25 protein-coding genes and 1 tRNA gene are annotated in these 23349 nt (G+C 69.7%); 14 read left to right on the top strand and 12 right to left on the bottom strand.

The genetic code is table 11. The features are described 5' to 3' along the window. The first annotated feature begins 67 nt into the window (after positions 1-67). On the top strand, positions 68-1870 hold the full coding sequence (locus ABQ271_RS09860; RefSeq protein WP_349308595.1) for an AAA family ATPase: 1803 nt from the start codon (positions 68-70) through the stop codon (positions 1868-1870). A gap of 11 nt (positions 1871-1881) precedes the next feature. Beyond that, on the top strand, positions 1882-2271 hold the full coding sequence (locus ABQ271_RS09855; protein ID WP_349308594.1) for a hypothetical protein: 390 nt from the start codon (positions 1882-1884) through the stop codon (positions 2269-2271). Here ABQ271_RS09855 and ABQ271_RS09850 read toward each other — a convergent pair whose 3' ends face one another. Next, on the bottom strand, positions 2272-2454 hold the full coding sequence (locus tag ABQ271_RS09850) for a DUF1272 domain-containing protein (protein WP_349308593.1): 183 nt from the start codon (positions 2452-2454) through the stop codon (positions 2272-2274). Positions 2455-2560: 106 nt separating this feature from the next. Here ABQ271_RS09850 and ABQ271_RS09845 point away from each other — a divergent pair, with 106 nt between their 5' ends. Next, positions 2561-3403, top strand: coding sequence for a hypothetical protein (locus ABQ271_RS09845; protein ID WP_349308592.1), 843 nt, complete (start codon positions 2561-2563; stop codon positions 3401-3403). On the opposite strand, the gene ABQ271_RS09840 is transcribed toward ABQ271_RS09845, so the two are convergent. Continuing rightward, complete coding sequence (locus tag ABQ271_RS09840; RefSeq protein ID WP_349308591.1) at positions 3404-3673, bottom strand: hypothetical protein; 270 nt, start codon at positions 3671-3673, stop codon at positions 3404-3406. It abuts the gene before it with no gap. A gap of 103 nt (positions 3674-3776) precedes the next feature. After that, a complete protein-coding gene (locus tag ABQ271_RS09835; RefSeq protein ID WP_349308590.1) occupies positions 3777-4658 on the bottom strand; it encodes a LysR family transcriptional regulator ArgP in 882 nt (293 codons plus the stop codon). Positions 4659-4734: 76 nt separating this feature from the next. Here ABQ271_RS09835 and ABQ271_RS09830 point away from each other — a divergent pair, with 76 nt between their 5' ends. Further along, entirely contained in the window at positions 4735-5403 is a 669-nt protein-coding gene (locus ABQ271_RS09830) for a LysE/ArgO family amino acid transporter (protein ID WP_349308589.1), read from the top strand. A 20-nt stretch (positions 5404-5423) separates the two neighbouring features. Here ABQ271_RS09830 and ABQ271_RS09825 read toward each other — a convergent pair whose 3' ends face one another. Together ABQ271_RS09825 and ABQ271_RS09820 are read right to left on the bottom strand one after the other, a co-directional pair. Beyond that, positions 5424-5786 carry an Lsr2 family protein gene (locus ABQ271_RS09825; RefSeq protein ID WP_349308588.1) on the bottom strand — a complete coding sequence of 121 codons (363 nt, stop codon included), beginning with the start codon at positions 5784-5786 and terminating at the stop codon, positions 5424-5426. A gap of 28 nt (positions 5787-5814) precedes the next feature. Then, complete coding sequence (locus ABQ271_RS09820) at positions 5815-6663, bottom strand: LuxR C-terminal-related transcriptional regulator (protein ID WP_349308587.1); 849 nt, start codon at positions 6661-6663, stop codon at positions 5815-5817. A 124-nt stretch (positions 6664-6787) separates the two neighbouring features. Between ABQ271_RS09820 and ABQ271_RS09815 the strand changes: the two genes are divergently transcribed. Continuing rightward, complete coding sequence (locus ABQ271_RS09815; protein WP_349308586.1) at positions 6788-7138, top strand: DUF485 domain-containing protein; 351 nt, start codon at positions 6788-6790, stop codon at positions 7136-7138. After that, complete coding sequence (locus ABQ271_RS09810) at positions 7135-8754, top strand: sodium:solute symporter family transporter (protein WP_349308585.1); 1620 nt, start codon at positions 7135-7137, stop codon at positions 8752-8754. The genes ABQ271_RS09815 and ABQ271_RS09810 overlap by 4 nt, the downstream gene beginning before the upstream one ends. A gap of 81 nt (positions 8755-8835) precedes the next feature. Here the strand turns inward: ABQ271_RS09810 and ABQ271_RS09805 are convergent, their stop codons facing one another. Next, the gene (locus tag ABQ271_RS09805; RefSeq protein ID WP_349308584.1) at positions 8836-9351 is read right to left on the bottom strand and encodes a methylated-DNA--[protein]-cysteine S-methyltransferase; all 516 of its coding nucleotides are present in this window, start codon (positions 9349-9351) and stop codon (positions 8836-8838) included. 218 nt (positions 9352-9569) lie between these two features. Between ABQ271_RS09805 and ABQ271_RS09800 the strand changes: the two genes are divergently transcribed. Together ABQ271_RS09800 and ABQ271_RS09795 are read left to right on the top strand one after the other, a co-directional pair. Next, positions 9570-13238: an AAA family ATPase gene (locus ABQ271_RS09800; RefSeq protein ID WP_349310887.1), complete on the top strand. Its 3669-nt coding sequence runs from the start codon at positions 9570-9572 to the stop codon at positions 13236-13238. Further along, on the top strand, positions 13228-13404 hold the full coding sequence (locus tag ABQ271_RS09795; protein WP_349308583.1) for a hypothetical protein: 177 nt from the start codon (positions 13228-13230) through the stop codon (positions 13402-13404). The genes ABQ271_RS09800 and ABQ271_RS09795 overlap by 11 nt, the downstream gene beginning before the upstream one ends. 4 nt (positions 13405-13408) lie before the next feature. On the opposite strand, the gene mscL is transcribed toward ABQ271_RS09795, so the two are convergent. The 3 genes from mscL to ABQ271_RS09780 are packed head-to-tail and all read right to left on the bottom strand — an operon-like array spanning position 13409 to position 14772. Further along, entirely contained in the window at positions 13409-13861 is a 453-nt protein-coding gene (gene mscL, locus ABQ271_RS09790; RefSeq protein ID WP_349308582.1) for a large conductance mechanosensitive channel protein MscL, read from the bottom strand. A 34-nt stretch (positions 13862-13895) separates the two neighbouring features. Continuing rightward, positions 13896-14168, bottom strand: a complete 273-nt coding sequence (locus ABQ271_RS09785) for an FmdB family zinc ribbon protein (RefSeq protein WP_349308581.1) — start codon at positions 14166-14168, stop codon at positions 13896-13898. Between the two features lie 13 nt (positions 14169-14181). Next, positions 14182-14772, bottom strand: a complete 591-nt coding sequence (locus ABQ271_RS09780) for a 5-formyltetrahydrofolate cyclo-ligase (RefSeq protein WP_349308580.1) — start codon at positions 14770-14772, stop codon at positions 14182-14184. Between the two features lie 77 nt (positions 14773-14849). On the opposite strand from ABQ271_RS09780, the gene galU reads away from it, so the two are divergent. The 5 genes from galU (at position 14850) to ABQ271_RS09755 (ending at position 19477) form a co-directional block, all read left to right on the top strand. Then, entirely contained in the window at positions 14850-15728 is an 879-nt protein-coding gene (gene galU, locus ABQ271_RS09775) for a UTP--glucose-1-phosphate uridylyltransferase GalU (protein ID WP_349308579.1), read from the top strand. A 22-nt stretch (positions 15729-15750) separates the two neighbouring features. Continuing rightward, the gene (locus ABQ271_RS09770; protein ID WP_349310886.1) at positions 15751-16371 is read left to right on the top strand and encodes a GNAT family protein; all 621 of its coding nucleotides are present in this window, start codon (positions 15751-15753) and stop codon (positions 16369-16371) included. Between the two features lie 72 nt (positions 16372-16443). Continuing rightward, positions 16444-17439, top strand: coding sequence for a large exoprotein (locus tag ABQ271_RS09765; protein WP_349308578.1), 996 nt, complete (start codon positions 16444-16446; stop codon positions 17437-17439). 54 nt (positions 17440-17493) lie between these two features. After that, a tRNA-Ala gene (locus ABQ271_RS09760) sits at positions 17494-17569 on the top strand. 297 nt (positions 17570-17866) lie between these two features. Continuing rightward, a complete protein-coding gene (locus ABQ271_RS09755; RefSeq protein ID WP_349308577.1) occupies positions 17867-19477 on the top strand; it encodes a glycosyltransferase in 1611 nt (536 codons plus the stop codon). A gap of 136 nt (positions 19478-19613) precedes the next feature. Here the strand turns inward: ABQ271_RS09755 and ABQ271_RS09750 are convergent, their stop codons facing one another. Genes ABQ271_RS09750 through ABQ271_RS09740 form a run of 3 tightly spaced genes read right to left on the bottom strand, consistent with a single transcriptional unit; the run spans position 19614 to position 22656 of the window. Further along, entirely contained in the window at positions 19614-21176 is a 1563-nt protein-coding gene (locus ABQ271_RS09750; RefSeq protein WP_349308576.1) for a glycerol-3-phosphate dehydrogenase/oxidase, read from the bottom strand. Next, positions 21173-21985: an aminoglycoside phosphotransferase family protein gene (locus ABQ271_RS09745; protein WP_349308575.1), complete on the bottom strand. Its 813-nt coding sequence runs from the start codon at positions 21983-21985 to the stop codon at positions 21173-21175. The genes ABQ271_RS09750 and ABQ271_RS09745 overlap by 4 nt, the downstream gene beginning before the upstream one ends. Then, positions 21982-22656: a class II aldolase/adducin family protein gene (locus ABQ271_RS09740; RefSeq protein WP_349308574.1), complete on the bottom strand. Its 675-nt coding sequence runs from the start codon at positions 22654-22656 to the stop codon at positions 21982-21984. The genes ABQ271_RS09745 and ABQ271_RS09740 overlap by 4 nt, the downstream gene beginning before the upstream one ends. Positions 22657-22703: 47 nt before the next feature. Between ABQ271_RS09740 and ABQ271_RS09735 the strand changes: the two genes are divergently transcribed. Then, a complete protein-coding gene (locus tag ABQ271_RS09735) occupies positions 22704-23342 on the top strand; it encodes a TetR/AcrR family transcriptional regulator (RefSeq protein WP_349308573.1) in 639 nt (212 codons plus the stop codon). Positions 23343-23349 lie beyond the last annotated feature (7 nt).

Raw genomic sequence — 23349 nt, 5'->3', positions numbered from 1 at the left:
ACAGTCGCTCTGGTCGCCGGCCCCCGGGACCGGTCCGCCCACGCGGCCGGTCCACCGAAAGGAACCCATGAACACTGGCAGCGAACCGGCACGCGCGTACGCGCACGTCACCGGCGGATCGGCACGGTTCACGGCGCCCGACGGCGCTGAAGAGACGCTCGACGCCGCGGACATCGACGCGGTTCGCCGTCTCATCGTCGATCGCGTTCGAGCGGATGCCGCTGCCTCCGGCGCGCTCATCGAACTCGTCACGAGCGGCGACCGCGGGGAGCACCGAATCATCGTGGACCCGTCCGGCGACATCGACGTCGAGGTCGACGATCGCACGGTGACACGCTCGGAGCTGCGCCAGCATGCGTGGTGGACCACCGACCCGGAGCCTGCCCCTGAGCCCGAGCCAGAGCCGGAGCCCGAGCTCGAGGACGCGCCCGAGCTCGAGGACGTGCCCGAACTCGAGCCCGAGCCGGCCCCGGAGCCCGAGGACGAACCCGAGTCGGAGTCGGAGCCGGTGGACGTTCCCGTCGCCGAGGAGGCGCCGGACGAGGAGCCGGACGAAGAGCCGGACGGCGAGCCCGCGCTCCATGACGAGCCCGCGCTCCTCGATGAGCCGGCTCCGGGCCTCGTCGCCGGAGTTCCCGCGTTCTTCCCGCCCTCACAAGCAGCGGACGCCCCCGCCTCCGACGCCCGACCGGCGTTCGACGACGGTGACGACGACGACATCGACGACGCGGTCGACGGCACGCCCCCCGAGTGGGCGCCCGCCCGCGTGAGCGAGATCCCGGCCGCCGCGCCTGCCGCGGCTCCCGCCTCCGAAGCCGGTACGGCCACCGACGACCCGATCGACGCCGCCCGCCCCTCGCCGGAGTCGGACGCAGAGCCCGCTCCCTCCGACGCGCCGTTCACGCCCGACGCAGCTCCCGCTCCGGACACCGCTTTCGACGCATCGGCATCCACCGATCCCCGTCCGTCGTTCATCGAGCCTCCCGGGGAACACCCGGCCACCGTCACCGGATGGCGCTCGTTCTTCGTGCGCATCGGCCTTCCGATCCGGCCGTCGAAGGCGGAGCTCGAGCGTGCGGAGCGGGAGAAGGCCGTGTCGCGCCAGTGGGCCGGATGCCGCGCGATCGCCGTCGCGAACGGCAAGGGCGGCGTCGGCAAGACGATGACGACCGCGGTGCTCTCGGCCGTCTTCGCGCGTCACGGCGGGGGTAACGTCCTCGCTTGGGACAACAACGACACCCGGGGCACGCTCGGGTGGCGCACCGAGCAGGGCGACTACGACACGACGATCCGCGACCTCCTGCCCGAGGCGTCGCGGCTGCTCGAGGCGACCGCATCCGTCTCCGACATCGCGCGGTTCGTGCACCACCAGTCCGTCGACCGTTACGACGTCCTGCGCTCCAATCCCGAGCTGCTGGCCGCCGATCAGCGGATCACGACGGCCGACTTCGACGTGCTGGCTCAGGTCGCTGCGCGGTACTACCGCATGGTGATCTTCGACTCGGGCAACGACGAGTCGGCCGACCGATGGCTCCGCATGATCGACTCCGCGCACCAGCTCGTCGTCCCCACTCTGGCCGCTCCCGAATCGGCCGAGTCTGCGGCGCTGCTGCTGGACGCACTCCGCAAGCGCGATGAGCACTCCCGCCGCCTCGCCGACGGCGCCGTCGTCGTGGTCGGCCAGTCCGAGCGAGCGGGAATCGGTGCCGCCCAGCGCATCGCCGCCGGGTTCGAGGGGCACGTCCGCGCGGTGGAGATCATCCCCTTCGACGATTCGCTGAAGGCGGGCCGCATCCGGTACGACGCGCTGCAGTCGCGAACGAAGGACGCCTGGATGCGCGCTGCCGCAGCCGTGGCCCGAGGCCTGTAAGGCCAGGCGCCGTGCGCGTCGCGACCGGGGTGATGCTGGTCATCGCCTTCCTCGCGGGAGCCGCCGTGATTGCGGGGCTCTGGCTCGACACCCGCGAGAGCGCGGACGCACGATGCTGGATGGACGAGACCCCGGTCGGCGTCGAGGTGTCCGAGACAGCGCTCGTGTCGGCAGAGTCGACGGCGTGGCCGGTCGGCCGGCGGTGCGAGTGGCGGTCCGCGTCCCGCGACGGCGTGATCGTCACGCAGACCGGGTGGCCGCGAACGATCGCGCTGCTCGTCGTCGGCGGGTGCTCCATCCCGCTGGCGGTCGTGGGCATTCTTCGACGCCGGCTCGCAGGGCTCGCTCCCTTGGCGGTCTGCGTGGTCGCCTTCGGGGCGGCTGCGTTCTGGGCGGGCTGATCAGGGGCGAGCGACTCGAGTCGGGCGGCGCTGCAGATCACCGCTGCAGTTCGGGCATGCGGCATCCGTGAATCCTGCGACGCACACCTCGCACCACGTGCACTCGTACGAGCAGATGAAGGCCTCCGCCTCGGCGGGCAGGCCGCGGTCGCAGGATTCGCAGGCGGGACGCATCTCGAGCATCCTCCGAGCCTATGGACGCCGCATCCGCCCCACCTTCGTCGGGATGCCGCAAGCCGAAGGAATCCTGCCGATGACGCCCGTGCCTAACCTGCGGCAGGATGAGCGGATGACCGCCTCCGACTGCGACGCCCGCCTCGTCGAGGTCGCCGCCCAGCTCAGCGTCGTCGCGTCCGAGAAGTTCGTGACCGCTCGGAAGGCCGCGGTGAAGGACGCGGAGGACGCCGACCTCGCCGCAGCGATCGCCGCGCTCCGCAAGCCCGTCGTCGGCGCCTGGGTCGTCAACCTCCTCGCTGCGCACGACCCGCGGGCGCTCGAGCCGGCCGTCGAGCTCGCGGACGAGTTCCGACAGGCGGTGGATGCCGGCGATGCTCGAGCCCTCGCAGAGCTCGCCTCTCGGCGTCGCAGCATCCTCAAAGACCTCACGGACCGCGCCGTCGCACTCGCCGCCGAACGCGGCGTGGAACCCAGCGCGACCGCTCGCGCCGCGGTCGAACGCACACTCGACGCGGCGCTGCGCGATCCGGATGCCGCGGCTGCCGTCGCGAGCGCGCGACTGCTTCGTCCGATTGAGGCCACGGGGATGGACGCGCCCGACCTGGACGGCGCCGTGTCCGGTCCGTTCGATCTCGGCTCGCGGGTTCCGGAGGAGACGGATGACCTCGCCGAGCGCCGCGCGGCACGCGACGCGGCGCGCGCGGCCGCCGAGGCTCGACGCCATGCCGAGAGCGCCGAGCGGGAGCTCGAGCGGGTCGAGGAACGCCTCGCCGCCGCGCGACAGCGGGCCGTGGCGCTCGAGGAACGGCTCGCGGAGCTCGAGCGGGAACGCGCCAAGCTGGGATCGGACGCGGAGACGGTGCAGCGTGAGGTCGAGGACCTCAGCGATCAGCGCACGACCTCGAGGGATGCCGCGCGGCGCGCACGAACCGCAGCGGACCGCGCGGCGACGTGATCAGCCGCGCGAGCGGTGCTGGTCGAGGGCTGTCGTCGCGGTCGACCAGACGAGTGTCTGGATGACTTCGACGGCTCGGTCATATCGGGGCCCGGCGAGAACGACGTAGACCGCGCCGACGACGTCGATGAACCCGGCAACTTCTCCGCCGATGCGGACTTCGTAGCGGTCGTCCGCGATCAGGTCCCACTGGATGCGCGATGCGCGCGTCGCGGCGTCTGCCGGCCGACGCGTGGGCAGAGCGCGGAGTGTGTCCGAATCCACATACATAGTCGTTCCTCGTCCCTCTCCCCAGTCGACACCGATCCCAGAGGACCACCATCGGCCACGGGTCCGCGTGGACAGAGGGGATTGACGCGCAGGCGAGGGGCCGCTAGCCGAGCGCGGGGGACTCCGCCGCAGTCCGGCGGACGGCATCCGTCACGGTGTCGAGCAGCGCGGACGACAGGTTCCACCGCTGCCAGTACAGCGGCACCTCGATCGTGTCGTCGGCCAGCACGACGAGCGACCCGTCGGTGACGCCCGCCTCGAATTGGCCGGGCAGCAGCATGCCCCAGCCGAGGCCGAGGGTGATCGCCTGCGCGAATTCGGCGGAGGCACTGATGACGTGCCGCGGTGGTTCGTGGCGTGCTCCGTGTCGTCGTGCGAACGCGCTCTGCAGCGTGTCGTGGCGGTCGAAGTCGACCCGCGGCGCGGCTTCGAGGGCGTCGCGGTCGAGCCCGTTCGGGAACCACCGGGCGGCGAAGGAGCGCGTCGCGACCGCGGTGTACCGCATGCGCCCGAGGGGCGAGGCGACGCATCCGGCCACCGGTTCACGCTGCGAGGTGACAGCCGCCATGACCGTCCCGGCTGCCAGGAGCTGGGCGGTCCGCTCCTGGTCCTCGCGGTGCAGCTCGAACGTCACGGCATGCGCTGCCGTGACCGAGGCGAGGGCCGGTAGGAACCACGTGATGAGGGAGTCCGCGTTCACCGCCAGGGGAACGTGCGCCGAGCCGGCGTCGCCACCGAGCGCGGTGCGGGCGTCGTGCTCGAGGAGGTCGAGCTGGCGGGCCAGGCGCACGAGCGGTTCGCCCGCCTCCGTTGCGGTGACGGGTTTCGTCCGGCGGAGGATGACGCGCCCGACGCGCTGCTCGATGACGCGGATCCGCTGGCTCACTGCGCTCGGCGTGATCCCCAATCGTGCCGCAGCGCGATCGAGCGTGCCCGCGTCGACTGCGGCGGCAAGAGTGCGCAGGTGTTCCAGCGGGATGTCCACGACCCGAAGCTTAGTGAAGGACTTCTTCAGATCATGCAGAATCTTTCGCTGTACTGAAGAAGGCTGCCTCCCTAGCGTGGACGACGTGTCTCCCGAACTGGTCGCCCTCCTCTCCGGTCTCGGTCTCTGCCTCGGCCTGATCATCTCGATCGGCGCCCAGAACGCGATCGTGCTGCGTCAGGGGCTCCGGCGCGAGCACGTCGGCCTCGTCGTCCTCGTCTGCGTCGTGAGCGACGCGATCCTCCAGACCCTCGGCGTCGCCGGCGTCGCGACCCTGGTGAGCGCCCACCCGTGGCTCGAGACCTTCGCACGCTGGGCGGGTGCGGCCTTCATCGTCGGCTTCGCGATCGTGAGCGCTCGTCGGGCGTGGCGTGGCGGCGGCAGTCTGCAGGCGGCCGGTGACGAGAAGACGACGGATGCCGCGACCCCCGGCACCGTCCTCACCCGCCCGCGGGCGGCCGCGCGCACCGCGACGCTCCTGACGATCCTCGCCGTCACCTGGCTCAACCCGCACGCCATCGTCGAGACGACCGTCGTGCTCGGCTCCGTGGCCGCAACGCACGGAGATGAGCGGTGGTTCTTCCTCGCGGGAGGGATCGCCGGAAGCACGCTCTGGTTCGTGGTCTTCGGCTACGGCGCGCGTTACCTCGCCCCGTTGCTCCGCACCGAACGCGCCTGGCGCATCCTCGACGGCGGGATCGCCGCGATCATGCTGGTCATCGCCGTGACCCTCGTCCTCGGCTGAGGTCGGAAGGCTCTCGCGGGTCAGTGCGCGGCGTCGTACGCCTCGAGCACCTGCGCGGGAACGCGGCCACGCTCGGACAGCTCGTAGCCGTTCTTCGCGGCCCACTCGCGGATCGGCGCGTAGTCGCGCTGCCCGGCACGCTTCTGCCGACGTCCGGCGCTCGAGGAACTCGCCGTGCGCGACGAGGCGGGGCGGTTCGACACGCGGCGTGCGGCGTCGATGTACGGCGCCAGCGTCTCGCGGAGCGCCTTCGCGTTGTCGTGGGTGAGATCGATCTCGTAGGCGGTGCCGTCGACGGAGAACAGGACGGTTTCGCCGTCGCCGACCTCGAGGACGGTGCCGTCCAGGTCGTCGACGAGCTGATGCACGATTTTGCGGGCCATGCGCCGAGCCTAGTGGCGTCAGTGCCCGCTACGGCAGCAATCCGGCCCGGCGCGCCTTCGCCACGGCGGCGTGGCGGGTCGAGGCATCCAGTTTCGCCATGGCTGCCTGCAGGTACGACTTGACCGTTCCTTCGCGCAGCGACAGCGACCCGGCGATCTCGGCGTTGGTCGCGCCGAGAGCGCAGCACGCGAGCACATCGAGTTCGCGCGGCGACAGGGCGACGTCGAGAGACGCCTCCGCGGGCGCGGGGCGCGACATCGCGGCGAGTCGCCTCTCGACGGCGGCGATCCGCTCGCGGAGGCCGGCATCGTCGACGGATGCCGCGATGCTCCGAAGCTCCGCGTAGCTCTCGCGCAGGTTCTCCTGCGCCGCGGCGGGGAGCGTGGGCTCGGCGGGCAGGAGCGCCGCGACCCGGCGGTCCACCTCTTCACGGACGCGGAGCTCGGTCGCGAGCATGTCAGCGGCGCGGAAGGCGGGCCGGCTGACGAGGTCGCCGACGGGACCGGGGGTCCACGATCCGCAGTAGACGATGCCGCGGGGGCGTCCCGTCACCACGACGGGCACGGCGAGCAGGGTCGAGATGCCCTCGCCCAGGATCGCGCGGTCGTAGTCGTGCGTGATCGTGCGAGCTGTCCGGTAGTCGAGCGCCAGACGTGGCCGCTTCTCGAGCATCGCCGCTCCGCCGAGACCGCGACCCGCTTCGACGACGAGCCCCTCGATGCTGCGGGTCCGGGTGCCGGAGATCGCGGTCACGTGGACGGCGCCGTCGCGCTCGAGGCCGCCGAAGACGACCGGAAACCGGGTCTGACGTGCGAGATCCGTCACGGCTCTGGCGACGAGCCGCGTGTCCGCGTCGCTCTCGACCAACGATCCCACGCGTACCTACTTCCGGGGGTGACGGCACCACTGCCGCCTTCGTACGGTCGAACCTACCACGCGGCCGATTCTCAGGAACGGCCGTCAGAGCACCGTCGCTCACCCCATGAGGCAAGGAGGCCACATGTCGTCCCAGTCCCCGCACGGAGGCGTGGAAGGGAGTGCCATCGACTACGTCGCGGTCGAACGATCGCCCCGTTTCGTCGAACTGAAGAAGAAGCATCGCAGCGTCGTCTTCCCGCTCGCGGTCCTCTTCCTCATCTGGTACTTCGTCTACGTCCTGTTGTCGTCCTTCGCCCCCGACTTCATGGCGCAGGAGGTGTTCGGTCACATCACGATCGGCCTGCTCCTGGGCCTCGGTCAGTTCGTCACGACCTTCGCCATCACGATGGGCTACGTCGCGTTCGCCAACCGCACGCTCGACCCGATCTCCTCCGAGATCCGTGCCGACCTCGAGAGCCAGGAGTCGCGATGACCCCCGTCCTGCTCGCCGCAGCCCCTGCCTCCGCGGCCGAGAACAACCCCGTCCTCAACATCTCGATCTTCGGCGCCTTCGTCGCGGTGACGCTGTTCATCGTCATCCGCGCGAGCCGCAACAACAAGACGGCCGCCGACTACTACGCGGCCGGTCGATCGTTCACCGGACCCCAGAACGGGTTCGCCATCGCCGGTGACTATCTGTCGGCGGCATCCTTCCTGGGCATCGTCGGCGCCATCGCGATCAACGGCTACGACGGCTTCCTCTACTCGATCGGCTTCCTCGTCGCGTGGCTCGTCGCGCTGCTGCTGGTGGCCGAGCTCATGCGCAACACCGGCAAGTTCACGATGGCCGACGTGCTGTCGTTCCGCCTGGCGCAGCGTCCCGTGCGCCTCGCGGCCGCGATCACGACGCTCGCGGTCTGCTTCTTCTACCTGCTCGCGCAGATGGCCGGTGCCGGCGGGCTCGTCTCGCTGCTCCTCGGCATCACCGAGCAGATCGGGCAGTCGATCGTCGTCGCCGTCGTCGGTGTGCTGATGATCGTGTACGTGCTCATCGGCGGCATGAAGGGCACGACCTGGGTGCAGATCGTCAAGGCGTTCCTCCTCATCGGCGGTGCCATCGTCATGACGATCTGGGTGCTCGCGATCAACGGCTTCAGCCTCGACACGCTGCTCGAGTCGGCCGTGCAGAAGTCGGCGACAGACCCGCAGGACGCGATCCTCGGCCCGGGCCTCCAGTACGGCGCGAATCCGTGGGACTTCATCTCCCTCGCCATCGCGCTGGTGCTCGGCACCGCGGGACTCCCGCACGTGCTGATGCGCTTCTACACGGTGCCGACCGCGAAGGAAGCGCGGCGTTCGGTGGTGTGGGCGATCTGGCTGATCGGTCTCTTCTACCTGCTGACGCTGGTCCTCGGCTACGGAGCGGGCGCCATCGTCGGATCCGAGACGATCAAGGCCGCACCGGGCGGGGTCAACTCGGCCGCACCGTTGCTCGCCGCAGCGCTCGGCGGACCGGTCCTGCTGGGCTTCATCTCAGCCGTGGCCTTCGCGACGATCCTCGCGGTCGTCGCCGGCCTCACGATCACCGCCGCGGCATCCTTCGCCCACGACATCTACGCGAACGTCGTGAAGAAGGGGAACGTGCCGCCGGACGGCGAGGTCAAGGTCGCCCGTCGCACGGTCGTCGTCATCGGTATCCTGGCGATCCTCGGTGGCATCGGCGTGCAGGGCCAGAACGTCGCGTTCCTGGTCGCGCTCGCCTTCGCGGTCGCGGCATCCGCCAATCTGCCGACGATCCTGTACTCCCTCTTCTGGCGGAAGTTCACGACCCGCGGCGCGGTGTGGAGCATGTACGGCGGCCTCGCGACCGCCATCATCCTCATCGTTCTGTCGCCCGTCTTCTGGGGAACCGAGACGAGCGTGTTCAAGAACGTCGGGATGGCGATCTGGCCGCTCAACAACCCGGGCATCGTCTCGATCCCGGTCGGCTTCATCCTCGGGTGGCTCGGGTCGGTGACCTCCCGCAAGGCGGAGGACGCCACTAAAGCCGCCGAGATGGAGGTGCGCTCGCTGACCGGCTACGGCGCCGAGAAGGCGGTCGACCACTAGTCGACGACGGATGCCGCGACGAGGCGGGCAGGGACGGCCTACACGTCCCTGCCCGCCTCCGTCAAGCGCGGCGCCGCCTTCTCACGACGCGCTCACGACCCGCTCCTCGAGGTCGAGGAGGAACCGCTTGCGCTCGGGGTGCCCGCCGTATTCGCCCATCGAGCCGTCACTGCGGATCACCCGATGCGCGGGCAGCACGATGGACCACGGCGTCCGGGCGCACGCGGTCCCCACCGCGCGATGCGCCCGTGGCGCGCCTGCCGCGATCGCCACCTCGGCGTAGGAAGCCGTCTCCCCATACGGCACCTCTGCGATCGCTTCGAGTGCACGGCGGGTGAACCCCGCCGTGAGGCGCCAGTCGAGCGCCGCCGAGAACGTCCGCCGCTCGCCGGCGAAGTACTCGTCGATCTCTTCCCCCAGGGATGCCGCGGGCCCGTCGTCCTCCAACGGAACCGTGTGGAGGAGCAGACTCAACCGCGCGATCTCGGCGTAGGCGGGACCGTCGAGGACGGAGAGCGCGACGAGGCCCTCGTCGGTCGTCACCGAGAGGGCCTCGCCGATCGGTGTCGGGTGCACCGAGTAGGTTGCGAACGTCATGACCTCATCATGGCGCGCAGCACGACGGACCCGACCCGGGGGAGGGAGGGGTGGGGACAGACGCCACCCTGGACCGGATGTGGAGGAAACCGGGTGCGCGCGAGCGCCCGATCCGCGAAACTCGGCCGTCGTTCCCGCTTTCCCAGCCCGACGCGCCTAGTGTTTCTCGTGTGTGGCGAGCAGAGAGCGGTGCTGTGCGCGGCGAGACGGCCGAGCAGATGCCCGCGGTGACCCCGGCGGACGTGACCCTGTCCGACCCCGAGGTCCTCGTCATGCACGCCGCCGTCCCCGAGCGCAAACGCCTCCGCGAGGAAGCGGCGCAGCTCGGCGGCGCATCGACACTGCTCCACTTCCGCGACGACGGCGACGCCGGCATCGACATCACGAAGGCGCATCCCGGCAGCCTGCCCCAGTTCATCACGGGACGACCGACGCTCCTGTCGAACATGTTCCGTGACGAGGTGGCCCTGCGCACCGCTCGACTGGCGGCGGAACGCATCACCTCGAAGGACGTCGAACTGCGGACGGCTCGGGGGCTCGACACCGTCCACCTTGCGATCGGTATGGCGTCGTGGCGGATCGGCAGCACGAGCTGCCTCGCGCCCGTCCTGCTGCGCCCTCTCACGATCCGCCGCCACCACGCGGATTTCGACCTTCGTCTGCACGGCAACTTCCGCGTCAATCCCGAGCTGGTCACCGCGGCCCGCATCCACTTCGGCGTCGACCTCGACGGCGACGCGCTCGCCACCCTCGCCTACGACGGCGGCGTCTTCCAGCCGCAGCCGGTCATCGATCGCCTTCGCGCGCTGACCGCGCACGTGCCGACGTTCACGGTGCAGCCGCGCCTGGTCGTCTCGACCTTCGCCGACGTGGCGTCCGACATGGAACGGGATGCCGTCGATCTCGACCACCCCGTGCTCAACGCCCTCGCCGGCCACCCCGCCGACCGTGAGCGGTTCTCCTTCGTGCGCCCTCAGCCCGACGCCGTCGGCCCCGACGACCGGACGCCCGCCTCGGACCGGCTCCTCCTCGACGCCGACGCGGAGCAGGAGGCCGTCCTCGCCCGGATCACGGAGGGGCAGTCGCTCGCCGTCCACACCCTTCCCGGTACTGGCGGCACGCAGACGGTGATCAACGCCGTCGGCGAGCTCGTGCGGTCGGGCAAGCGCGTCCTCGTCGTCAGCGCTCGCCGCTCGACGCTCGACGGCGTGCGTCACCGTCTCACGGGCATCGGACTCCCGGGACTCGCCGTCTCGCCGACGCGCCTTCACCGCGACCTGATCCGTGCGATCGGTCGCAACGAGAAAGCCGAGCAGCCCAAGGTCGCCGAGGTCGATGACGCTCTGGTGCGACTGCGCACGGTGCTCCGGGACTACCGCGCCGCGCTCACCCAGCGTCACGCTTCAGTCGGCGTCTCTCCGCTCGAGGCCCTCCGCGAGCTCACCCGCATCGCCGAGCACGAGCCGCAGCCGTCCGCCACGACGCGGTTCGACCTGGCGACCGTGCAGCGGCTCGCGACGCGCCGCGTCGAGGCCGCCGAGGCCCTCGCCGCATCCGCTCGTCTGGGCGAGTTCCGCATCGGACCGGACGACTCGCCCTGGTACGGCGTCGCCTTCTCGACGACGGATGAGGCGCGCGCCGCTCACGCCCTCGCCGGGCGTCTGCACCGCACCGAAGTGCCGGGCCTCCTCGAGCGGGGCTACGAACTCATCGGGCAGACGCGGATGCGGCCGTTCACGACGATCGCCGAGATGGGCTCGTACGTGCAGCTGCTGCAGGGCATCCGCGCGTCGCTCGATCGCTTCAGCCCGACGGTGTTCGAGCGCCCCCTCACAGACCTCATCGCGGCGCATTCGTCGCGGCGCGACTCCGCGCAGATGACTCCCGCGAACCGGCGGAGACTGCGTCGGCTGTCGAAGGAGTACGTGCGTCCCGGCATGCACGTCACGGACATGCACGAGGCGCTGCTGCGGGTGCAGAACCAGCGCGCGCAGTGGCAGCAGCTCGTCGATGCCGGAGTCACGCCCGAGATCCCCATCGGGCTCGACGACGTCGCGGCCGCCTGGCAGCGAGTGAACGCCGACCTCGGCGAGCTCGACGGCGTACTCGGCCGGGACGGTGGACTCGCTTCGCTGCCCATCCCACAGCTCCTCCGGACCCTCGCGGGCCTCGCCGCGGCATCCGATGTGTTCGACAACCTCGTCGAGCGCGCAGCTCTTCGCAGCGAGCTCGCCCAGCTGGGTCTCGAGCCGCTGCTCATGGAGCTGTCCACGCGTCATGTTCCCGAGTCTGAGGTCGCGAGCGAGTTCGAATACGCCTGGTGGCGTTCCGCGCTCGAGGCGATGCTGCGCTCGGATCGCGCGCTGCTCGGTGCGAACACCTCCGTGCTCGACCGGCTCGAGCGCGACTTCCGCCTCGTCGACGAGGCCCACGCCGCATCCTCGGGCCCGCTGCTCGCGTCGGAGCTCGCCAAGCGGTGGCGGATCGCCATCGTGGACGAGCCGCGCCAGGCCGCGTCGCTCAAGGCCGCGCTCCGCGGCGGAACCGCGTCGGCGTCGGAACTCGTCGCGTCGGCTCCGGCCCTCATGCGCGTGCTGGCTCCGGTGTGGCTCGCCTCGCCGTACGAGGTGCCGCACGTGCCCGATCACCCCGATTTCGACGTCGTCATCATCGCCGATGCGGCCGCGCTCTGCCTCGCCGAGGCGACTCCCGCGCTCCGCCGCGCGCGCCAGGTCGTCGTGTTCGGCGACCCCGTGACGCAGAAGCCCACCCCGTTCCGACTGTGGTCGGGGCGCGGCGAGGACTCGGAGGGGCCCGAAGTGCCCTTCGACGAGGCGAGCGTCTTCGGCCGGCTCAGCGAGCTGCTGCCCATGGAGACGCTGACCCGCAGCTACCGCGCCGGTGGCGAGGACCTCGCCGAGCTCGTCAACGACGCGTTCTACGGCGGCGCGATCAGCTCGCTGCCCTGGGCGGGGTCCTACCTCGGCCGCGGCAGCCTCAGTGTCGACTACGTCGAAGGCGGTACCGGCGCACCGAACCCCGAGACAGGTGCCGTGGAGAGCCCGGACGCCGAGGTCGCCCGCGTGGTGACCCTGGTCGTCGAGCACGCGATCAACCGTCCCGGTGAATCCCTCATGGTGGTCACGGCCTCCGCCCGCCACGCCGAACGGGTGCGCGCCGCCGTCGCGACCGCGTTCGCCGGGCGCTCCGATGTCGCGGAATTCGTTGGCCGCGAGACCGCGGAGCCGTTCGCGGTGCTCGGGCTCGAAGAGTCCGTGGCCGAGAGCCGCGATCGCGTCATCTTCTCGCTCGGGTTCGGGCTGACCAAGCACGGCCGCGTCCTCAGCGACTTCGGCGACCTGTCGACCCCCGACGGCGAGCGTCTGTTGACGGTCGGGATGACGCGGGCCCGCCGCTCGATGGTGATCGTGTCATCGATCCGTCCCTCCGCCTTCGACGAGGGACGCCTCGCGCACGGCGCCGCGACGCTCATGTCGATCCTCGGGCGCATCGCCGCCCGTGGACGCGACGCGCGCCTGGAAGACCTCGCCGACCCGCTCACCCTGACCCTCGCCCAGCATCTCCGGAGCCTCGGCGTCTCGGTCGACGTGCACTACCGCGGGGGACAGCTGCCACTCGTCGCGCAGTACAAAGGCAAAGCCGTCGTGGCCGATCTCGACCCCGAGAGCACACATGACAGCCTGCGCGAGACGCTCCGCCGTCGGCCGCAGCTGCTGCGCCGTCTCGGCTGGCACTACGTGCGCGTGCACGCCTTCGACGTGTACAACGACCCCGCCGCGGTCGCGCTGCGCATCGCGGGCGTCATCGGCGTGCAGCCCGAGACGCCGTCCGCGCACGGGTCGACCCAACCGATCGATGTCGACTGACCGTCAGCGCGTCGAGCGGGTGCCGGGCTCCCGGCGCGCCAAGCTGACGCCCGCGCCCGGGACGGACCCGACCCCCGAAACGACGAACGGGCCGGACGCGGGGGAACCCCCGGCATCCGGCCCGAACGACGATCGCTTGCGGAACGACGTCCCGCCGCACTACTGACGCGTCAGATCGACGGCGACGGCGGCTCGGTCGAGCGCGTCGGAGCCGCGGTGCCGCGCTGCTGCTCGAGCAGGTCGCGGATCTGAATGAGGAGCTCGGCCTCGGTCGGGAGCTTCGCCGCCTCTTCGACGACGCCGGCCTTCGCGGCCTGGCGTTCCTTCCACTTGTTCATCGGCACGACGAACACGAGGTAGACGACGAGCGCGACCGCGAAGAAGCTGATGATCGCGGTGAGCAGGTTTCCCAGCGGGAATGTCACGAGGTCGCCGTGCAGGCCGCGGAACTGCGGGCCGACCTCTCCGTTGTCCCCGGGCTTGTAGAAAAGCGCGATGAGCGGCGTGATGATGCTGTCCACGATTGCCGTCACAATGGCGGTGAACGCACCGCCGATGACGACCGCGACCGCCAGGTCGATGACGTTGCCGCGCATGATGAAGTCTTTGAAGCCCTGGATCACGGCTGCTCCTTTCGATGCCGGCTTGCGGCCGGAGTTATGATCCCGCCGAGGCGGGCGAAGCGGATGCTTCGGATGACTTCGATGATGTCGAAGAAGAGGAGCTCTCGCCAGAGGACGCGGACCCGCTCGACGGACGCGAGTCGGTGCGGTAGAAGCCCGACCCGTTGAAGGTCACTCCGATCGACCCGTACTGCTTGCGAAGGAGTCCGCCGCACTCGGGGCACTCGGTGAGTGCGGAGTCGGAGAACGACTGGACGGCGTCGAAACGGTGACCGCACGCAGTGCAGGCATAGGCGTAGGTGGGCATGAGACCTCGGGGATCAGCGGGTGGGAAGAAGGACGGTTCGCGTGGGGGTGACGACCCCCGAGACGGGCTGATCGTGCACCTCGCGCGGGACGGTGTCGACGAGCTCGGAGTCGAAGATGACGGCGTAGACGGGCGGGCACTTCTCCATCGAGCCGATGGTCTTGTCGAAGTAGCCGCGTCCCCAGCCCAGCCGCATCCCGGTCCTGTCGACGGCGGCAGCCGGGATGACCAGCAGATCGACGTCGTTCACCGCGACGGGGCTCAGCAGTTCGCCGACCGGTTCGGGAAGCCCGAACAGGCCCTCGGCGGTGTCGCCCTCTTCTTCGGCGACGGCCCAGTCGAGAAGCCCGTCGGCGCGGGTGACGGGAAGGAGCACACGGATGCCGCGGGCCACCGCCGCGGCGATGAACTCGCGCGTGCCCGGCTCGGTCGTGGTGGAGAGGAAGCACGACATGGACCGGACGCCGTGGGCTGTGACGAGGGCGTCGAGCTGAGCCCGGACGCCGGTGGCAGCTTCTTCGAGCGCAGCTGCCGAGCGCTGCTGTCGGCGTTCGCGGAGCTCGGCGCGAAGGGCGCGCTTCTCAGTGTCCAACGGGCCGGTCATGGTCTGATTCTAAAGGGACACGCCCGTGTGACAGACGTGTCGTCCGTCCGACGCGCGGCATCTGTAGGGTGAAGGGCATGTCTGCGCAGCGCATCAAGGCCGTCATCCCCGCCGCCGGTCTGGGGACCCGCTTCCTTCCCGCCACGAAAGCGATGCCGAAGGAGATGCTGCCCGTCGTCGACAAGCCGGCGATCCAGTACGTGGTCGAGGAGGCCGTGTCGGCTGGCATTGACGACGTGCTCATCATTCTGGGGCGCAACAAGAACAACATCTCGAATCACTTCGACTCGGTTCCCGAGCTCGAGTCGAACCTTTCGAAGAAGGGCGACCACGAGAAGCTCAAGCGGGTGCAGGATTCCTCGGTCATGGCCGACATCCACTTCGTCCGCCAGGGTGAGCCCAAGGGGCTGGGACACGCCGTCCTCCGTGCCCGCTCCCACGTCGGGGACAGCACCTTCGCGGTGCTCCTCGGAGACGACCTGATCGACGCGCGCGACGTTCTCCTCGAGAAGATGATCGAGCAGAACCAGAAGACCGGGCTGACCGTGATCGCGCTCATGGAGGTCTCGCCGGACCATATCCACATGTACGGCGCTGCAGCAGTCGAAGAGACCGACGAGACCGACGTCGTTCGGGTCACCGGACTCGTCGAGAAGCCGAAGAAGGAGGACGCTCCCTCCAACTACGCCATCATCGGCCGTTACGTGCTGACCCCGGGCGTGTTCGATGTCCTCGAGCACACGGCGCCCGGTAAGGGTGGCGAGATCCAGCTGACCGACGCACTCCAGGAGCTCGCCTCGACCGAGGGCGTTCTCGGTGTCGTCTTCCGGGGTCGCCGCTACGACACGGGCGACCGTGCGGACTACATCAAGGCCATCGTGCAGCTCGCTCTCGATCGCGAGGACCTGGGTGCGGAGCTCCGGCCGTGGCTGAAGGACTTCGCATCGGGCCTCTGAGCCCGGCGGATCGCTGATGGGAATGGACGGGCCCGTCGTGCGCGCGCACGGCCCGATCTCCATCCGACTCGTACGCCCGCGTGACGCGAAGTCCCTGCAGACCGAGCTCGAGCAGAACCGTTCGTGGCTGCGGCAGTGGGAAGCGACGAGCCCCGACGGTCCGATCTCGCTCGACATGCGCAGTGGCGTCAGGCGGCTCCTGCAGCAGTACCGCGACGGCTCTGGTGTGCCGTTCGTCATGGAGTACGACGGCGAGGTCACCGGTCAGCTGAACGTGTGGGGGATCGCACGCGGATCGCTGTCGTCGGCCACCATCGGCTACTGGGTGAGCGAACGCTTCGCGGGCCGCGGCATCACACCGACGTCCGTCGCGCTCGCGACCGACGTGTGCTTCGAGGATCTGCGGCTCCACCGCATGGAGATCTGCATCCGTCCCGAGAACACCAAGAGCCTGCGCGTCGTCGAGAAGCTCGGGTTCCGCTACGAGGGACTGCGTCGCCGGTACATCCACATCGACGGGGAGTGGCGTGATCACTACGCCTTCGCTCTCGTCCGTGAAGAGGTGCGCGAGGGCGTGTTGAACCGATGGTTGGCCGGGCGAGCGCCGGCGGATGCGGCATCCATTCCGCCGTCAGACCGTTAACCCTCAACCAGAAGTTCAGACACGCCCACCGGATGCGGGGTCGCACCGCCCCGGGAACATACGGTGAGCGACATGGGTGAGCAGGTGATGGGTGGCGGGGTGATCGTCCTCGTTGCCGTCCTCTTGTGGCTGTTGTACCTCCTGCCGTCGTGGCACAGCCGGTATCAGTACCAGGCCGCCGAGCGGAACGCCGTGCGTCTGAACCAGGCACTCCGTGTGTTCGCGGAGACGAGTGAGACACCGGGCGAGGTCCGCCTCGAACTGAACGCCCGCACCGCCCTGGCTCAGCAGAAACTCGCGCGCCGCGTGCAGGCCGAGAAGGAGAGCGTGGGCCTCGAGGCCGCGCGCGCCGAGCTCGCCGCCGCGAAGGCGCAGGCCGCCATCGACCGTGAACTCGCGAAGGCCGACCGTCGCCGCGCCGCCGCGGATGCGGAAGCCGCGCGAGAGAAAGCCCGAGCGGATGCCGCAATCGCCCGCGAACGTGCCATCGCCGAAGCTGCCGCTGCTCGTGCTCTGCCCGCCGTCCGTCGTGCGCGTGCGCGCCGCCGCGTCCGGTTCGCGGCGTCGATCCTGGGCATCGTGGCGCTCGCCGCTGCCGGATTCGGTGGCTATCTCGGTGCGGTGGGCGCCGGCTGGACCCTGCTCGCAGCCGGTGCTGTCGGCGCGGTCTCGAGCCTGATCGTGCTCGCCCGGATGAACACCGTCGCCCGACGCGCGGCATCCCGAATCGTCGCGACCGAGGTCGTCCGCGAGGCCACCGCCCTGCAGGACGTCGCGCTCGACTCGGAGCGCGTGGAATGGACTCCGCGGACGCTGCCGCGCCCGCTCACCGCGTCCGCAGGCTCGCGTGCAGCAGCTCTGCTCGACGCGTCGGACGCCCGCGAAGCGCTCCGTCACGCGGCCGTCGAAGAGGCCCTGCGGGAGCGCGTCGCGCAGGCCGCGCCGCCCTCCATCGACACCGCTCGACGCACCCGCGCCGCCGAAGTCGCCTTCGCCGGACCGGCCGACGACGAGCGCATCGAAGCACACGTTCGAGACCTTCTCACGCGCCGCGCAGCGGGGCAGTGAGAGCACGCCTCACGTTCGAGCGGCCGGATCGGTCGTGGTAATGTGGAGGCTTCCGGGCCTGTGGCGCAGTTGGTAGCGCGCTTCGTTCGCAATGAAGAGGTCAGGGGTTCGAATCCCCTCAGGTCCACCACCGGAAAGACCCCCGCTCGCGGGGGTCTTTCGTCGTTATCGGAGGAGCGCGACGGCCGTGCGCGCCGAATGCGTCCATCCTGATACAACTCAGCTAGTGCTCACGCTCTCCCTCGGAGCGCTTCTGAGCGATGTCGACTTCGAAGTCCTGGACGAAGGGTTGCACCCAGGGGCGTCTCTCTGGAGGTCGGACGAGCGCGAGGTGCGAAGTAGGCAGTTCCATTTGCCGCTATTGCTCTATCGTCGTGAGAAACGTGTAAGCGTTCGAACTCGGGGGGATCAAGTGGACTCAGAGGGCGTGGCGGCAGAACAGCCATATGAGCGGGAGATCTCGGAGGCGCTGGAAGCAACAACGACGAGGTCGCCTCGATACGTGAATGTCTTGCGATCCACTTACGCGAGCCAGGGCCAGCTCTACTTCGGTCGTAGATTCGCCGAAGAGCTCGGGCTCACCGTCGGTGGTTCGGTCCAATTGGTGGTTCGTGGCGGTTCGAGCAAAGGGCAGGGACGCGAATTGGTGGCCACTATGCGTGGCAACTACACGGTGGGTAGTCAGGAACTGAAGGAAGCCATCTCGCAGGCTGGGATCCGTGAGAACGAGCGCTACCAGTTGACTTCCAGCGAAAGACTAGCCGACGGCACGCCGGTTGTGATCATGGGTCGGGCAGCCAACCCAGTTGTTGAAGCGACCTCATCGGTTCTCGCGACACGCACAAGGGGCGTGGATGGTCAGAAGCTTCGGGTGTTCTCCGTAATCGATGGTCCGATGGGACACGCGGGAGGCGTCGCCACAGCGAGCTCGCTAATAGTCAACGCCCTGAATGGCGCATCAGACCTGGGAGATGCGAATGGGGGTACCTACGACATAGAGGCATGGAACGTTCTGTTGCGCAAGGCGGCCGGCTACGAACTCAAGGAGAATGAGTGCTACGTCTTCTCGACAAAGTTTCAGACGCTTCTCGCCGATGCGCGTTCGGGTGATGCGAACGTTTGGGTCGTGGGGCATACGCGCTTCTCCGGAGAGGAGGCGCTATTCATCCAACAGGATTTCAATGCTGACGGAGGTTCACAGCGTATGCGGCGGCTGCATATGGTGCATATGGCCCCCACTCAGACCGCAGCGGCTCGTGGTCGTGCAGGAGGGGGTGCCGGAGCGCTGAGTAAGCTGAAGGTCGAGCGAGAGTTGATGGCGGATGCGGATCTCGTTGCGTTCGTCGGGAACTCTGCGTCCGACTTTATTCCGGACCCGACTTCCAACCTCTCGGATCGAAGTGTCGCGAACTTCCTGCTCCCTCTCACGGTTCCGGAGATTCTCGACGAGCCGATCCAGGACCCGGTCATCAAAGTGCTCCTGTCCGGGCGGCTCGACGATGGGGATGTCAAGGGCCTCGAGATTGCACGGTCGACGATCCGTTCCCTAGCCTCCAAAGACGTAGGCTCTCGCCCGTTTCAGTTCGTTGTCCTTGGAGCGGACGAGGGGACGGAAAGAACACTTCTCGACGAGGCACTTCCGAACGAGCGCGCGATGTTCAGTGTTCTGCCATTTGTGGACCATAGTTCGGTGCAGAACTTCATCGCGACGAGCGCAATCGTCGTCCTTCCGTCGTCGGCTGATGCGCTCGGCTTGGCGGCAATGGAGGGGCTCGCACTAGGCCGTCCAACTCTGGTCAGCGACCTTTCAGGGATATCTACCTTCTATCGTCAGCGGGGCATGGGTAGGTGGGTTCTGCCTGCTGCGGATCCAGCGAAATGGGCAGAAAGAATTGCGGAGATCGTCGAGTCTCCCGAGTCATACCGCCGCGCTTGCGCTGATGCTCGTACCCTCATTGGAGAACTCAACCGCATTGCCAACGAACGCACTGCGGCGCTGCGCGATCGCATCTATGAACCAGAGCTGGATGTCCGCTGACGTGATTGTCAAGCGCCGCCCGGGCGAGGGCCGAGCGGCAACGCAGCATCGTCCCGTTTCAGCCACTTCGTGCCGCTCCGGGGAACGCTCCGATCTCGTCACTAATGCAATTGGCGCAGGTCCCTGTCCTTCGCTGCTAGCGGGGGAGCGTGACGGCCGCGCGCGCAGCAGCGAGCTCGGTCGCACGGCGCTCCGGCGACCAGTCGAGCTCGGCGCCTGCGACATCCGCCGCCGCCGACAGGATGTCGTCGCCGGGGTCGCCGCGGCGGCCGATGCCGGTGCGGTTCAGCAGGATGTCGGTGAGGTGCACGGCGGCCTCGTGTCGGGCCGCGAACGCGACACCGGCGAGCAGTTCGCCGTCATCCGTCGCCACGCGTGAGAGGACGTCGGACTCGGACGCCACGGCCCGGAGGGCACCGGCATCCGATCCGTACAGCCGGTCGATCAGGTCGGCCGTCCCCGTGTCGGCGAGGTCCGCGCCGTCGAGCGGCACGTCGGCGGTGCGGCTCGGCGCGGCGACGCGGCCGATCGATCGTGCGAGCGCGGGGACGACCTTCTCGGCGAACGCGCGCGCCGTCGTGTACTTGCCGCCGGTCGCGGTGACGATGCCGGGGACGCCGTCCTTGGCGTGGTCGACGAGCTCGGACGCGCGCGAGGCGCGGTAGGTGTCGGTCCCGCTCGTCTCGGTGAGCGGCCGGAGGCCGCCGTACGCGGCGACGACGTCCGACATCGACAGTTCCACCGGCAGGCGACCTGCGGCGTTGATCTCGCCGAGGAAGCGTTCGATCGATTCCCGCGTCAGCCGCCAGTCCGAGACATCGCCGGTGTAGGGCGTCTCGGTCGGACCGATGAGCGTCCGCCCGCGCCACGGCGCGAAGCTGAAGTGACCGCCCGACGACACGGTGAGCACCATCGTCTCGGTGATCGGCCTCGTGATCAGGTAGATGCCCTCCGACCGCACCTCGGGGCGGGGGCCGGCAGTGCGCTGCAGCAGGCCCTCGGCGGCGAGCACGTCGTACGCCCACGGTCCGCTCGCGTTCACCGTCACGCGGGCCCGCACCTCGTGTGCCGTGCCTGTCACGAGGTCGGTCACGCGGGCCCCGCGAACGCGTCCGGCCGCGGAAATCAGGCCATCGGCCCGCACGTGGTTCGCGACCCTCGCGCCCTGCGCGACGGCGGACCGCACGAATGCGAACGTCAACCGTTCGGGCGAGAGCATCATCGCGTCGTGGAAGAGGATCCCGTGCTCGAGATACCCCAGCCCGCGCAGCCTCAGCTCTTCGCGGCTCAGGCTCCGATGACGGGGGATGCAGTGGCTCGCCGGTACGCGGTTGCGATCGAACGACAGCACGTCGTACGCCGTGAGGCCGACGTGCTCGATGAGCCCCGGGTCGGGGAGGACCATCGCGATGGGGGAGACGAGCCCCGGAGCGATGCGCGACAGGGTGCGCCGCTCGGCGAGGGACTCACGGACGAGACCCACTTCGAGGTTCTTCAGGTAGCGGAGACCGCCGTGGATGAGCTTTCCCGTCGCGGCTGAGGTCGCCGCGCCGAAGTCGCCCTTCTCGACGAGCGCGACCGACAGCCCGCGACTCGCGGCCTCGTAGGCGATCGCCGCTCCGGTGATGCCGCCGCCGACGACGAGGACGTCGACGACCTCACCCTCGGCGGGCAGGGAACGCCGGACCGTCGTCGTCATCGGGCGATCACCGACCGGATGCCGCGCAGCAGACGCTCGCGCTCGCTCGGGATGTCGAGCATCCCCAGCCGCAGCACCCGCGCGGCCGTCGCCCACCGGTCGAGGCGCGCCGTCGTCATTCCCGTCACGTCGAGGTACTCCCTCAGATACATGCGTCCCATCGCCCCGCGCGCCGCCCCGTAGACGAGCAGCTGCGCCCTGGTCGCCCCCGGGAACAGCTCGGCCTCGGTGAACAGCAGCCGGGTCATCGCGACGTCGGCCGCGGGATCACCGCAGGCGGTGGACTGCCAGTCGATCGTCGCGATGCCGCCGCCGTGTCGGAACACGTTCATCGGGTGGAAGTCGAGGTGCAGGACGCTCTCGCCGCCGGGGAGCGACGCGAGGTGATCGAGGAGCGCTGCGCGCTCGCACGCGGTGAGACCGGCGAAGGGCGCAGTCCCGACGAGGTCCGCCGCGACGTCGCGCACGTCGGGGAAGCGGTCGCTCGCGACCCGGTGGATGCGCGCATGCTCCTGCGCCAGCGCGCGGGCGACGCGCCCCATTCGCAACGGGTTCTTCTCGGCGACGGTGGTCAGGGCGACCCCCTCGATGCGGTCGAAGACGACCGCGCGGCGGCCGTCGGCATCCGCTCTGCCGCGGCAGCGGATGGGCGTGAGGCCGAGGTCGAAGGCGGCCGTGGCGTCCTCGACCTCGCGGCCGATCGCCTCATCGGGCCAGTCGTCGTGGAAGACCTTCACGACGGTGGCCGTCGTCAGGGAGTGGACGTCAGCGGAACGGCCATGCGCCACGAGCTCGCCGACCGCGGTCACGCCGACACCGGCTTCGTCGTTCCGTACCCGAGGCGCATCGCGTGCGCGACGACCTCCTGCTGCTGTGCGGGGTCGAGTGCCCGCGGCGTGCCGACGCTCGCGGCGCGCAGGTAGAGCTCGGCGAGCCACTCGATCAGCAGAGCGTGGTCGACCGCGGTGGCGAGGTTCGGACCGAGCGCGACCGTGCCGTGGTTGGCCATCAGGGCGGCGAGCCGGCCGTCGAGGGCGGCGCCGACAGCGGCGGCGAGTTCGGGAGTCCCGAACGCATGGAACGGGGCGACGCGGAGGGAGCCGCCGAGGAGGAGCTGCTGGTAATGCACGACGGGCAATTCGTCGAGGACGAGCGACAGCGCCGTCGCGTTCGGCGCGTGCGTGTGCACGACGGCCGACACCCGCTCGGGCGGCGCGGAGCGCAGCACCCCGAGGTGCAGAGCGAGCTCGGAGGTCGGGGCGAGCGACCCTTCGACCACCTCACCGTCGAGGTCGACCACGGTGACGTCGTCGACGGTGGCGTCGGCGAGGACGACGCCCGTCGCCGTGACCGCCACGACGTCGCCCGCGCGGGCGCTGACGTTGCCGGCGGTGCCGATGAGGAGTCCGTGACCGGCGAGAGTGCGGGATGCCGCGGCCACAGACGCGCGGAGATCGTGATGGTGCGACGTCGTCGTCATGCTGCTAACGTTGCCGCCACCCTTAACCAAAGTCAAGTTTGATTTTCATGGATGCCACAGACGACACCCCGCAGGACTGGGCGACACTCGGACTGCGTCGTACGCCCACGCAGCAGCGGTCGCGGCTGAAGCTCGCCCAGGCGATCGCGGCGGCGGAAGCCCTCGTGCTCCGCGAGGGCGTCGACGTCGTCACCCTTCCGCGCGTCGCGGCCGAAGCGGGCGTCAGCGTCGGGGCGCTGTACCAGTACCTGCCCGACCGCGAGGCGATCCTCGCGGCCATCGTCTCCCGCTATCACGACCGCCTCGAGCGGCTCCTCGATGATGCGATCGACCGCCTCCGCACCGACCCGCGCACCGAGGACCCGGTCGGGCAGGTCCTCGGCGCCGTGGCGGATGTGTATCGCGACGAGGAGTCGGCGCGGTCGCTGGGGACGGTCGCGATCTCAGCCGATGCGGATGCCGCGCGTCGCCGCCACAAGCGTGCGATGGCCGACCGCGTGCACACGTTGCTGCGCGAGGCCGGCGTGCTCGACGGGGTGGACGACGAGCGCGGCGCGGCGGTGGCGCGAGTCGCCTTCGCGTCGGCGGATGCCGTGCTGCACGAGGCGTTCTCGGCGCCTGAAACGGAGCGCGCGATGCTGCTCGCCGAACTCGAGCGCGCGCTCCGCGCCTCGCTCGGCGCCTGACCCGCGC

Origin of the sequence: Microbacterium sp. MM2322 (genome assembly GCF_964186585.1) — a bacterium.
Classification (GTDB): domain Bacteria; phylum Actinomycetota; class Actinomycetes; order Actinomycetales; family Microbacteriaceae; genus Microbacterium.
Note: the sequence above shows the minus strand (reverse complement) of the source record. Positions and strands in the feature narration are given on the sequence as shown.